Source organism: Pseudobdellovibrio sp. HCB154 (genome assembly GCF_046267985.1).
GTDB lineage: Bacteria > Bdellovibrionota > Bdellovibrionia > Bdellovibrionales > Bdellovibrionaceae > Pseudobdellovibrio.
In genome coordinates this window covers 3380664-3392249 of sequence record NZ_CP176530.1, presented here as the reverse complement: position 1 = coordinate 3392249, position 11586 = coordinate 3380664, and the positions used below count along the sequence as shown (strand labels likewise).

Annotated in this window: 14 protein-coding genes; 13 read left to right on the top strand and 1 reads right to left on the bottom strand. The window is 40.0% G+C overall.

The annotated features are described in order from the left end of the window. Positions 1–169 precede the first annotated feature (169 nt). Genes rpmH through mnmG form a run of 7 tightly spaced genes read left to right on the top strand, consistent with a single transcriptional unit; the run spans position 170 to position 6398 of the window. Positions 170–322: a 50S ribosomal protein L34 gene (rpmH, locus tag ACKWCF_RS16130; protein ID WP_409478637.1), complete on the top strand. Its 153-nt coding sequence runs from the start codon at positions 170–172 to the stop codon at positions 320–322. Further along, a complete protein-coding gene (rnpA, locus tag ACKWCF_RS16125) occupies positions 309–647 on the top strand; it encodes a ribonuclease P protein component (protein WP_409478636.1) in 339 nt (112 codons plus the stop codon). Before rpmH ends, rnpA begins: the two co-directional genes overlap by 14 nt. Then, on the top strand, positions 622–885 hold the full coding sequence (yidD, locus tag ACKWCF_RS16120) for a membrane protein insertion efficiency factor YidD (RefSeq protein WP_409480269.1): 264 nt from the start codon (positions 622–624) through the stop codon (positions 883–885). Before rnpA ends, yidD begins: the two co-directional genes overlap by 26 nt. 13 nt (positions 886–898) lie before the next feature. Further along, positions 899–2491: a membrane protein insertase YidC gene (gene yidC / locus ACKWCF_RS16115; RefSeq protein ID WP_409478635.1), complete on the top strand. Its 1593-nt coding sequence runs from the start codon at positions 899–901 to the stop codon at positions 2489–2491. A gap of 18 nt (positions 2492–2509) precedes the next feature. Further along, the gene (locus tag ACKWCF_RS16110) at positions 2510–3067 is read left to right on the top strand and encodes a protein jag (RefSeq protein ID WP_409478634.1); all 558 of its coding nucleotides are present in this window, start codon (positions 2510–2512) and stop codon (positions 3065–3067) included. Between the two features lie 4 nt (positions 3068–3071). Next, positions 3072–4469: a tRNA uridine-5-carboxymethylaminomethyl(34) synthesis GTPase MnmE gene (mnmE, locus tag ACKWCF_RS16105; RefSeq protein WP_409478633.1), complete on the top strand. Its 1398-nt coding sequence runs from the start codon at positions 3072–3074 to the stop codon at positions 4467–4469. 60 nt (positions 4470–4529) lie between these two features. Then, the gene (gene mnmG / locus ACKWCF_RS16100; protein WP_409478632.1) at positions 4530–6398 is read left to right on the top strand and encodes a tRNA uridine-5-carboxymethylaminomethyl(34) synthesis enzyme MnmG; all 1869 of its coding nucleotides are present in this window, start codon (positions 4530–4532) and stop codon (positions 6396–6398) included. Between the two features lie 579 nt (positions 6399–6977). On the opposite strand, the gene ACKWCF_RS16095 is transcribed toward mnmG, so the two are convergent. Beyond that, the gene (locus tag ACKWCF_RS16095; RefSeq protein ID WP_409478631.1) at positions 6978–7544 is read right to left on the bottom strand and encodes a hypothetical protein; all 567 of its coding nucleotides are present in this window, start codon (positions 7542–7544) and stop codon (positions 6978–6980) included. Between the two features lie 134 nt (positions 7545–7678). Between ACKWCF_RS16095 and ACKWCF_RS16090 the strand changes: the two genes are divergently transcribed. From ACKWCF_RS16090 to atpH, 6 genes are all read left to right on the top strand, one after another. Continuing rightward, a complete protein-coding gene (locus ACKWCF_RS16090; protein ID WP_409478630.1) occupies positions 7679–8488 on the top strand; it encodes a ParA family protein in 810 nt (269 codons plus the stop codon). Positions 8489–8491: 3 nt separating this feature from the next. Continuing rightward, positions 8492–9517 (top strand): ParB/RepB/Spo0J family partition protein, encoded by a 1026-nt coding sequence (locus ACKWCF_RS16085; protein ID WP_409478629.1) that lies wholly within the window; start codon positions 8492–8494, stop codon positions 9515–9517. Further along, complete coding sequence (locus ACKWCF_RS16080) at positions 9517–9846, top strand: polymer-forming cytoskeletal protein (protein ID WP_409478628.1); 330 nt, start codon at positions 9517–9519, stop codon at positions 9844–9846. The genes ACKWCF_RS16085 and ACKWCF_RS16080 overlap by 1 nt, the downstream gene beginning before the upstream one ends. A 165-nt stretch (positions 9847–10011) precedes the next feature. Next, positions 10012–10482 (top strand): hypothetical protein, encoded by a 471-nt coding sequence (locus ACKWCF_RS16075; RefSeq protein WP_409478627.1) that lies wholly within the window; start codon positions 10012–10014, stop codon positions 10480–10482. A 1-nt stretch (position 10483) separates the two neighbouring features. Continuing rightward, on the top strand, positions 10484–11050 hold the full coding sequence (locus ACKWCF_RS16070) for an ATP synthase F0 subunit B (protein ID WP_409478626.1): 567 nt from the start codon (positions 10484–10486) through the stop codon (positions 11048–11050). Then, on the top strand, positions 11047–11586 hold the full coding sequence (atpH, locus tag ACKWCF_RS16065) for an ATP synthase F1 subunit delta (RefSeq protein ID WP_409478625.1): 540 nt from the start codon (positions 11047–11049) through the stop codon (positions 11584–11586). The genes ACKWCF_RS16070 and atpH overlap by 4 nt, the downstream gene beginning before the upstream one ends.

Here is an 11586-nt window from a genome sequence, read left to right as displayed (position 1 = left end):
TGGCCCCCCTTGCAATTAACGGAATGTGGATAACTACCAAAGGGATGGGTAGTTTTCAACAGTTGACCATGACGCCGCGATGTGTTTTAACTAGAGTTCTCTTTTTTGAAAGAGCTTAAAAAACTTGCAATAGACGTCAATCGTCGTAAGAAGAAAAATCGAGGATATTATGAGTAAACGTACATACCAACCAAGCAAAAAACGTCGCGCTAAAAAACACGGTTTCCGTGCTAGAATGAAAACTGAAAAAGGTAAAAAAGTATTATCTCGTCGTAGAGCTAAAGGCCGCAAAAAATTAACAGTTAAACGTGGCGGAAAGTAATTCTAAAGTCTTTCCAATAAAGCTGTCCTCTGAATTCACTGAAATTACTAAAAAAGGTCGTAAGGTAAGAGCTTCCTCTTACCTCACGCTAATTTTATTGGATTCAAAGGATGATCTTGCGTATTTCGGCACAACAGTTTCAAAAAAAGTAGGCTCCGCCGTAGTACGAAATAAGCTAAAAAGATGGGTGCGTAACTGTGTACGATCTGCAGGCTGGAGTTCAAAATTCAAATCCAAAAAAGTTGTGTTCATGTTCCGACCACAGCCCGAAGGGTTTTACAAAAAACTCAAGTACAGTGATTTCGTCGAATGCGTCTTGGCCTAGCCAAGCGAAGGTTAGCTGGCTTAGCCAATCCTTTATCTATTTAGTGAAATTTTATCAGGCGTCTTTTTCTTACTTTTTAGGTGGAAATTGCCGGTTTTATCCCAGCTGCTCGCATTACGCGGTGGAAAGCTTTCAGACTCACACTTTCTTAAGAGCATTCAAACTTACAACTATCAGACTACTTAAATGTCATCCGTTTCATCCTCAAAAAGGGTTTGATCCGGTACCCAAGACATAAAAGGAAACTCTACATGAATCAAAAACAAGAATCTCCCTTCGGTAATCCTAGATTTTTAATGGCTTTAGCCCTAACTTTCTTTGGATTATGGGGATGGCAGTACTATTTAAGTAAAAAATTCCCACAAAAACCGACTGAACAAGTAGCTGCAGCAACTACAGCTAGTGGAACTGCAACAGTAGCTCCTTCAGAAGCGCAAATGAATCCGGCGGCTTCAGGCACAGTGGCCGCAGCCACAACAGCTCCGGTAGTAGAAGAAGAAAAAACTTTTTCTTACGAAGATGAAAAAGTAAAATTCGAAGTGTCTTCAAAAGGTTTAGGAGTAAAAAAATTCACTCTTAAAAAATACACTGACAGAAAAGGTGCGCACATTCAGTTTGAAAGCGCTGAAGGCCAAGCAGAATTGCTAGCAAATAATAATGTTGTGAATTTTTCTGTGGAAAAAACTGGGGAATCTCAGTTTATCGGAACTGCGACTGTAGACGGTAAAAAAATCACGCGTAAATTAACATTCAACAAAGACACTGAATCTTTTGATTCAGAAACAGAATTTGATGCTGGTTTTGATACACTATCGCTTAAATTATTTCAAAAACACCACAAACCAGAAAGTACAAGCTTCTTAACTCCAAGCTTTGAACAACAAGATTTTATCTGGATTGAAGCTGGTTCGACAAAATCTGAAAGTATCGCTGGTCTTAAAGAGAACGAAGGTTTCTTAAAAACCGCTCCAGCAGCGACTTTAGCATCGATCGGTACACAATATTTTACTGCCGCATCGATTAATCGTTCTGACATCGTTCCGAGCGTTTCAAATAAAGTAGAAAACAACATGGCTTCTGTGAACATTAGCTACAATCTGAAAGATGCTAAGATCACAAAAGTTTCTCAGGCGATCTACTTGGGCCCGAAAGTTACAAATATTTTAGCTAAAATCGACAAACAATTAACTGAGACTTTAAATTACGGCATGTTCGGATTTATCTCGGCGATTTTAATGAAATTAATGGTGTTCATGTTCGGCATTTTCGGCAACTGGGGTTTAGCAATTATCGCTTTAACTTTAGTTGTACGTGCGGTGTTATTACCATTTAACGTGATGTCTTTCAGATCTGCGCAAGCGATGCAAAAAGTAAAACCAAAACTTGATGCGATTCGCGAAAAATTCAAAGACGATCCAATGCGTATGAATAAAGAGACAATGGCCGTTATGAAAGAAAATAACGCGAATCCATTATCTGGCTGTTTACCGATGTTAATTCAGATCCCGATTTTCTTCGCTTTATGGCGTGCAATTGGCTCTAGTATTGAAATCTACCAACAACCATTCTTTGGTTGGATCACAGATTTATCTTACCACGATCCATTCTTTGTATTCCCAATCTTGATGGGTATTACAATGTTCTTACAGCAAAAAATGACTCCAACAACGATGGATCCAACTCAGGCAAAAATTCTTAATTTCATGCCGATTTTATTCACGTTATTTATGTTAACGTTACCGAGCGGTTTAACTCTGTACAACTTTGTGAGTGCGCTATTCGGTGTGATTCAACAATATTTTTTATTAAAAGAAACTAAAAACAACAGCCCGGCAGTGGCGTAATTTAGAGGGGACTATAGTATGGCAGGATTTTTCTCAAAACTTTTCGGCGGCGGCGGTAAAAAATCAGATATCGACGCAGTAGTTGAAGCAACATTATCAGGAATCTTAGAAAAAGGTGGCTTTGATTTAGAGTACAACTTAACAACTTCTAAAAAAGAAGAAGTGACTGAAATCAAAATCGATTTTTCTGGTGCAGATGAAGAATTATTAAAAGACCACAAAGGTCAGTTATTAGATGCGTTTCAATTAATCGTTAAACGTGTAACTCAGCACAACTTTCCAGATGTGCAAACTAATGTACTTGTTGATTGCGGTGGATACCGTGAAGAATCAGAAGCGGCTTTAATCGAGCGCGCTGAGCACTTAAAAACAATCGCTATCGAGCAAGGCAAATCAGTGTACTACCGCGCACTTCCTCCGAAAGAGCGTAAAGTTGTTCACCAATACTTAGCACAAGATGCGCGTGTAAAAAGCCGTTCATTAGGTGATGGCCTTTACAAAAAAATCAAAATTTTTCCAGTTAAAAACCAAGGCGGCGCTGGAGCAGATGATGCTTCAATGTCTGACGAAGGATAGTTAAATGTTCGATGCTAGTCGCGAAACAAAGACGATTTGTGCATTAGCATCGGCAACAGGAACTGCGGCCATTTCAGTTATCAGACTAAGTGGCCCAGACTCTTACAAAATCATTCAAAAAGCCTGTAAGAGTTTATCAAAGAAAAAACTCGAATCTCACAGAGTTTATCTCGCAAAATTTTCTAATTTAAAAAACGAAGTGATTGATCAAGTTGTTGTAACAGCTTTTGATCAGGGAAAATCCTATACTGGTGAAGAAACAATTGAGATTTCTTCACATGGTTCTCCACATATCACAAAAAAACTTCTTGAAGCTTTAGTTGAATACGGTGCTGTGACGGCGGAAAAGGGTGAATTCACTTACCGCGCGTTTATGAATGACCGACTAGATCTAGTGCAAGCAGAAGCTGTGTTATCAGTGATTGAATCACAATCCGATAGCGCACTTAAAATGTCGCTTCGTCAGCTTGAAGGTAAAGTTTCAGAAAAATTTCAATCACTAGAAGATAAACTGACTTGGTGTTTGGCGCACATAGAAGCTTCAATTGATTTTTCAACTGAAGGTATCGATGTGGTAGACCCACAGGTGCTGATCCAAAAGTTAAAAGAACTAAAGGCAGAGTTGGAAGTTTTAACAAACTCTTACAGCCAGGGTAAAATTTTAAAAGATGGTATTAAGCTAGTTCTTGCAGGTCTTCCGAACGTAGGCAAATCAAGCTTACTGAATAATTTGGTCTTAGATGAAAAAGCGATCGTCACTGATATCGCGGGAACAACTCGCGATGTGGTTGAAGGGTCTACTTTTTTTAACGGTATTAAATTTAATATCTCAGATACGGCCGGCCTTCGCGAAACAACCGATGTGGTTGAAAATATCGGGGTGCAAAGGTCTCTGAAAGAGATCGAAAGCGGAGATCTTACGCTTTTTGTGTTTGATAGCAGTTTAGGCCTCCAGCAGGGCGATCTTGAGCGTTTTCGCATGGTGAAGGGAAACGCCCTAGTCCTTGCGAATAAAGCTGATAAACCGCATTCTGAGAAGCCGTCTGAAATTAAGCAAAAATTACAGGATTTAGGCGGTGGCCCTAGGGTTATCGATATCCTTCCGGTATCAGCCCTTGATGTTAAGGCCCGCGATACGATATTACATCGGGTAAGCACTATCATGGGGTCAGAGAAGTTTAGCGATGAATCAGTTATTTCATCAGCCAGACAGTTTGAACTTTCCAATGCGGCCATGCACCTGATTGATCAATCAATCGGTGAATTAGAAAACCACATGGGAAGTGAGTTCGTCGCGCAGACTTTAAAGAACTCATTACTAGCGCTACAAAAAATCTTAGGAAGATATTTTGACGATCAAATTATGGATCGGGTTTTTAGAGAGTTCTGCTTAGGAAAATAATGTAACGCTGAAAGCGTTCAATCATTAGGTGCCTTAAGCAGTTTTAGCTTAAGGGTGTTCATGAAATCTAGTTCGTATCAAGTCATTGTAGTTGGAGCCGGTCACGCAGGAATTGAAGCTTGTCTTGTGCCTGCGAAGTTAGGGTTAAAAACTCTGATGGTTACCACCAATACTGATCGTATTGGCTACATGTCTTGTAACCCTTCAATCGGCGGATTAGCTAAAGGCCACATGGTTCGCGAGATCGATGTTCTTGGTGGACAAATGGGTGTTGCTGCCGATGAATCTTGTATTCAGTTTAAAAGATTGAATGCCTCTAAAGGCCCGGCGGTTCGCGGAACTCGCACGCAAAACGATAAAAAAATCTACTCACAAATTCAGACCAATGCTTTATACAATCAAGAGAATCTAGAAGTTATTCAAGGTGAAGTGAAACGCTTAATCTTAGAGGGTAACGAGTGCCGTGGTGTTGAATTACAAGATGGTTCACAAATTTTTTCTGATCGCGTGATTATCACTGCGGGAACTTTCTTAAACGGTGTTATGCATATTGGTTTAGAACAAACTCCTGGCGGACGTGTTGGTGACGCGGCTTCCGTGGGATTATCTGATCAGTTGCGTGAATTTGGTTTTACCGTTCAGCGTTTAAAAACGGGAACTCCGGCGCGTCTTCACAAAGACAGTATTGATTGGAGCAAAACAGTTCCGCAAGAGGGCGATCCAAAGTTTTATCCTTTTAGCTTTAAATCAAAACGTGAATTTTATCTTCCGCAAGTGCTTTGTTATCTTTCGCACACGACGGAAAAAACTCACGAAATTATTCGTAACAACCTAGATAAGTCACCGATGTATTGCGGAATTATCGAGGGCGTTGGTCCACGCTACTGTCCTTCGATCGAAGATAAAGTGACTCGTTTTTGGGAAAAGCCAACACATCAAACCTTCTTAGAACCAGAAAGTTTAACAAGTGATTTGATTTATCTTCAGGGTATTTCGACATCTTTACCGGCTGATGTACAAGATCAGTTTTTAAAAACTATTCCAGGCTTAGAAAATGTAAAAATCGTTCGTTACGGCTACGCGGTTGAGTACGATTTTATCGAGCCAACACAAATTCATCATCGCCTTGAAACACGTCCGATTAAAAACCTATTTTTAGCAGGACAAATTAACGGAACTTCTGGTTATGAAGAAGCCGCCGCCCAAGGTTTTATTGCCGGCGTGAATGCTGCTCATAGTTTATTAGAAAAAGAAGAGTTTATTTTGTCTCGTTCAGAGGCTTATGCCGGTGTACTTATTGATGACCTAGTTACAAAAGGTACGCGTGAGCCATACCGTATGTTTACTTCGCGCGCGGAACACAGACTTGTACTTCGTGAAGACAATTCGATCGATCGTTTAGCTGAAATTTCTAAAAAAATCGGCCTAGTTTCTGAAAAAGAGCTAAATCAGCTAATGTCGATCAAAGATGAGCGCACAGTTTTGCTGGGACAATTACAATCTACGGTTCTTTACCCGAAAAAAGCGGTTAATGATGTGATTTCTGAAATGGGAAGTAAGCCCCTGGTTAAACCGGTAACTATGGAAGAGTTCTTACGTCGCCCAGAGATTGGCTTTCCGCAGTTAGAAAAGCTAGACTTTAAGTTTTCACCCAACGAAGTGGTCACTGAGGCTGTAGAAATCGAAGTTAAATACTCGGGCTACGTGAAAAAGCAGTATGAAATCATCGAACAATCTAAAAAATTAGAACAACTTGAAATCCCACAAGAATTAGTTTTCTCATCTGTTAAAGGTTTATCGAATGAAGAAGTCGATAAGCTGAACAAAGTAAAACCAAGAACTCTTGGACAAGCGCAAAGAATTTCTGGCGTAAATCCATCGGCCATTCAGGCAATTATGATCTACTTAAAAGGTCACAAATTAGCGTAGTTTCTATAGGGATTTTTCGTCGTAAATGACGAAGGAAACGGGCACAACTCACAGTCGGCACAAGACTCGATTTGTTTTTCGTCGATCAAGGCATTTAAAGGCTAAAAATAGAAAATTAGCAGATTAGTTTTAACAAATATGAATAAAAACAAATTGTTATATTGTTTGAAATGCAAACTAGTTTTTTGCATTTCGTTGCCCTTACCATTAGTAATCGAGAAATAGCCACGACCTTGGTCCTGAATAATTTTAGAAAAACACTCTCTCGGGTTCGCGAAATAAAAAATCTTTTTTGCGCTTTTCATGTAAGAAACGGCCGACCATTTCTTAAAGAAAAACTGAATGATACAGGCAATACTTTTCTCAAGCAGTTCGCCCTTTAGAAACTTTTAGCTATTACAAATCCTTGGTGCGGCGGTGAAAAGTTGTGATTGGCTGACAGGATGCGCGCGAATATTTTTATAAAGTTATTCGCTGAAGATGTGCGACTCTTTTTGTCATGAAAGTTGAACGCGTGAGTTTGAGCTGGAAAAATAGTAGCGACAAAGAAAGTCGCGCGACTTGTTTGATTCAAAAAAACTACTTAGAACTCGTTGCGGGTTTTTCGCCGGCTTCGCCAGTAGAGCTTTTACCTTCTGCAGGTTTTCCTTCGGTTGTTCCACGTGGAACATCTTTAGGCTCATCTTTTTTCAAAGTGTCTTTCACGCGAGCGGTTTTTTCACGAAAGAGTTGAAGCTTTTGAAGTTCGGCTTCGGCCTCGCCCTCTTCGGGCCACTTTCTACCATTTGGCGTGAGACTTTCTAAATAGCGGCGCTCGACATAAAGCCTTCTCTCCTCAATTCGAACTTCATACATTCTTACTTGTTGAGCGGCATAAACTTGTGCGCCCAAAGCATCGTTCACACGCTTTTGAAAAACAGCATATTCTCCGGACTGTGGAACAGCCTTTTCAAGATCGGCTTTGCTGGAATTTACTGAATCAGTCACAAGTGCGAGACCCGCCTTTGCGGCGCCAAGATCTGTTTGCAGCTGGGCATAAACAGGATCTTTATTCTCTGGATTTGGGTCACGCTTATTACAGCCAATTAAAACCAGCGAAAAAAGCGTAAAAAAGAGAAGTTTGGTCAGGTTTTGCATATGTTCCACGTAGAACAATCGGATTAAATAGTGCGGCACTAAAGTATTTTCTTGAAAAGAAAGTTTATGGGGAACAGGATATTCACATTGTTCACCAACGTTCCACGTGGAACATTTTAGGTAGAACACGAGGAGAATACATCATGGTTAAGGTCATTTGCGTAGCCAATCAAAAGGGTGGAGTGGGAAAAACCACTACTACAGTGAATTTATCATCTGCTTTAGCTCAATTGGGCAAAAAAGTATTAGTTATCGACATGGATCCGCAAGGAAATGCGTCGAGTGGATTAGGCATTAAGAAGCACGAGACCGAAGAAAAGAATATTTACCATGTTCTCATCGGCGAAAATACTCTTCAAGAAGTGGCTTTTCGCGCAAATCACGACAATTTATATATCGCCACGGCAAATCCTGACCTTGTGGGTGCTGAAATCGAGCTCGTGGATATGCCACAGCGTGAATTTCGCCTAAAACAGGCTATCCAAACGGTAGCAAGCCTATATGACTACGTCTTAATTGATTGTCCACCATCGCTTGGACTACTCACTTTAAACTCTTTAGCGGCGGCCAACAGCTTTTTAGTGCCACTACAATGTGAGTACTATGCCCTAGAGGGTCTTTCTCAATTATTAAATACGGCGGGCCTAGTTAAAAAGGGAATTAACCCAAATCTTCATATCGAAGGCATTCTTTTAACTATGTTTGATAAGCGCAATAACTTAAGCCACCAGGTGGTTGAAGAGATCAAAACACACTTTAAAGATAAAGTGTTTGGCGTAATCATTCCGCGTAACGTTCGTCTTTCAGAGGCTCCAAGCCATGGGGTGTCTATTTTTGGATACGACCCAAGAAGCATCGGCGCTTTAATGTACTTAGAGTTAGGTAAAGAAATCGTAGCTAAGCGCAAAACTGAAGTTTTAGAACAAAACAACGTTCAAAATCAAGAGATATAACATATGGAAAATTCTACAGAAAATTCAAACAAAAAACGTCTTGGCCGTGGTTTGGGCTCGCTTTTAGGTGGCGCCACTCAAGATCTGTCTGCCCCTCCCCAAGCAGTAAAATCACAGGCTCCGGCCGGCGCGACTACTCAACCAAAGTCTGTGATTACGCAAGAAACTAAGCCGGTTGTGGTAGAAAAAGTTGTCGAAAAGATCGTTGAGAAGATCGTCGAACAAAAAATCGATGAAGATAAAAGAGTATGGCAAATCGCCGTAGATAAATTAGTTCCTGGCCAATTTCAACCGCGTAAAAAGTTTGAAAAAGAAGCCTTAAATGAACTAGCTCAATCGATTAAAGAAAACGGTATTTTGCAGCCGATCGTAGTTCGCAAGCGTCAAGCGGGTGGATTTGAGATCGTAGCCGGTGAGCGTCGCTGGAGAGCTTCGCAATTGGCGGGCTTACATGAAATTCCTGCCCTAATTAAAACTTTTTCTGATCAAGACGCACTTCAATTAGCTTTAATTGAAAATATTCAGCGTGAAGATTTAGATCCAATCGAAGAAGCTGAAAGTTATCAGCGTTTAATGGAAGAATTTAATTTATCTCAACAGCAAGTAGCTGAAAAGGTCGGTAAAGAGCGTTCTTCTGTGGCGAATGCTGTTCGTCTATTAGTATTACCATTTGAAATCAAAAACATGATCGCTGATAAGCAATTATCTGTGGGTCATGCGAAAGTCATCCTTTCTGTCGAGGGAAAGCCAGAGCAAATGCGCTTAGCAAAAGCGGTTCAGGCGAAAAACTTATCAGTTCGTGCGTTAGAACAAATGGTTAAATCAGGTGGACATAAAGACGAATCATCTGAATCGCAAATTAAAGAAATGGATATGCCAGAAAAGCTTGCGCAACAGTTAGCATCTCAAGTGCAAAAAGCTTTAGGCACAAAAACAACGATCTCTTACAAAAAAGGTAAGGGTGAATTAACAATTCATTTCTACTCAGATGAACAACTTAACAGTATCTACGAAAGATTAACTGAATAATGGATCAACTTTCGATTTCAGCTATTGTTGAAGAGGGCTGCGCCATTGAGGGACGTATGTCTTTTAGCGGTACAGCTAAAATTTCGGGCCAATTCAACGGAGAAATTTTTTCTCGCGACGAATTAATTATTACCGAAACCGGCTTTGTTAAGGCCGATGTTGAAGTTGGCAGCATTACTGTAAAAGGCACTTTTGAAGGCAATATTACGGCCCATACAAAAGTGATCATGCTTCCACCAGCTCATTTTAGAGGCACCGTGACTGCGCCTAGTCTTAAAATCGAAGAGGGCGTAGTTTTCGAAGGGGCTTCTTACATTCCGAAAACATAAATCTGCCAAATTTCTGCCACAGCTTCCGCCTGCAATTTTTTAAAGCGGAAGCTATTTAATTTTCAACTTGCTTCGTAAAAACCCACTTGGCTCTTAGGTCTTGACCTCAAATTCAATACAATGCTATCCCATGGTGTTTTCTTAAGAAATACTAAAAGGATAACTATGGAAATTTTCTCGAAAATTGCTGAGATCGTTACGCAGATCTTAGTTCAACTTCACGCCAACTATACGGTGTACTTTCAGCTTGTTATTTTTATTGTAGCAATCTCGTTTTTAACGGTGGTTGTTTACAATCCTTATTTCAAAGCTGCAGACAAACGTTTTCAAAAAACGAAAGGTGCAGATGCCGTTGCAAAAGATGCAGCAGCAGAAGCAAAAAACCTTCAGTTGGTTTATCAAACGAAAGCTCGCGAAGTGAATAATAAAATTCGCGACATCTACGATGCAGAAAAAAATAAAGCGTTAAAAAAATCTGCAGACATTTTAGCTCAAGCAAAAATCCAAGCGGATGAAGCTGCGACTAAAGCTCGTAAAAATATCGACGACCAAATGAAAGCGGCAGATGCTGAGATCGCAAAAATTTCTCAAGACATCGCGCAAACTTTAACAACTAAATTCGAGCAGGGGTTATAAGATGAAATCATTATTAATCTCAGCAACGTTACTATTATCAGTATCTGCATTAGCGGCTGGCGGTGGTGGCGAGCACGATGTGCACCACATTCCTTGGGAAGCTATTCGCAACCAAGCCATCAACATCGGTATTTTATTAGCTGCTTTGATTTTCATGTTAAGAAAATCTATCCCAGCTGCTTTTCAAGCGCGCCAAGCTTCATTCTTAGAAGAAGCACAAAAAACTGAAGCCGCTTTAAAATTAGCTGAAGCAGAATTAAAAGATATCAAAACTCGTCTAGCTGAACTTGAAAAAACTGAAACAGCATCAATTGCGAAAGCAGAAAAAGAAGCTATCGTAGCGGGTGAAAAAATTGTTTCTGATTCTCAAGCACAAGGTAAAAAAATCGTTGATGACACATCATTAATTATCAACGCCGAAGTATTAAAAGCTAAATCGCAAATCCGCGAAAAAATTATTTCTCAATCAATGGCGATCACTGAGCAGGGCATTAAAGCTTCTGCTGATGCGATCACAAAAAAATCTGAATCTGGATTTTTACAAGATTTAGGACAGGTGAAAGCATGAGTTCTAATAACGTTGTAACTAAATACGCAAAATCATTATTTGATGTGACTTATTCAAGTGGCACAGCAGGTGATGTTGGCCAACAATTAAATGAAATTTCTAAAGCGTTCACAACTGATGTTGTTACGTTTTTTCAAAGCCCATTTAATTCAGCAGAAAACAAACTAACTGTAGCGAAAGCTGCATTAGAAGGTAAAGCTTCTGCAGAAGCGTTTAATTTCGTACTTACATTAGTGCAAAATGAGCGCGTAGCTTTATTAAAAGAAATCGCGAAAGAATTTAGCTCTTTAGTGCAAGCGTCTGCGGGCATTACAAAAGGTAAATTATTTGCCGCTCAAGAAGTGTCAGGCGAATTCTTAAAACAAGTTGAAGCGACAGCTTCAAAAGCCTTAGGTAAAAAAGTTGAACTTGTATTCGAAAAAAATCCAAATCTAGTGGCGGGCTTCAAAGTAGAAGTTGCTGGTTGGACAATGGATGATTCTGCACAAGCTCATTTAAAAATTTTAAAAGAAGATCTAATTAAGAGAGGACTATAA

Excerpts from the sequence above, each read along its gene's own strand:
- rpmH (WP_409478637.1), top strand. The coding sequence starts at position 170 with ATGAGTAAACGTACATACCAACCAAGCAAAAAACGTCGCGCTAAAAAA.
- yidC (WP_409478635.1), top strand. The coding sequence starts at position 899 with ATGAATCAAAAACAAGAATCTCCCTTCGGTAATCCTAGATTTTTAATG.
- ACKWCF_RS16110 (WP_409478634.1), top strand. The coding sequence starts at position 2,510 with ATGGCAGGATTTTTCTCAAAACTTTTCGGCGGCGGCGGTAAAAAATCA.
- mnmE (WP_409478633.1), top strand. The coding sequence starts at position 3,072 with ATGTTCGATGCTAGTCGCGAAACAAAGACGATTTGTGCATTAGCATCG.
- mnmG (WP_409478632.1), top strand. The coding sequence starts at position 4,530 with ATGAAATCTAGTTCGTATCAAGTCATTGTAGTTGGAGCCGGTCACGCA.
- ACKWCF_RS16090 (WP_409478630.1), top strand. The coding sequence starts at position 7,679 with ATGGTTAAGGTCATTTGCGTAGCCAATCAAAAGGGTGGAGTGGGAAAA.
- ACKWCF_RS16085 (WP_409478629.1), top strand. The coding sequence starts at position 8,492 with ATGGAAAATTCTACAGAAAATTCAAACAAAAAACGTCTTGGCCGTGGT.
- ACKWCF_RS16080 (WP_409478628.1), top strand. The coding sequence starts at position 9,517 with ATGGATCAACTTTCGATTTCAGCTATTGTTGAAGAGGGCTGCGCCATT.
- ACKWCF_RS16075 (WP_409478627.1), top strand. The coding sequence starts at position 10,012 with ATGGAAATTTTCTCGAAAATTGCTGAGATCGTTACGCAGATCTTAGTT.
- ACKWCF_RS16070 (WP_409478626.1), top strand. The coding sequence starts at position 10,484 with ATGAAATCATTATTAATCTCAGCAACGTTACTATTATCAGTATCTGCA.
- atpH (WP_409478625.1), top strand. The coding sequence starts at position 11,047 with ATGAGTTCTAATAACGTTGTAACTAAATACGCAAAATCATTATTTGAT.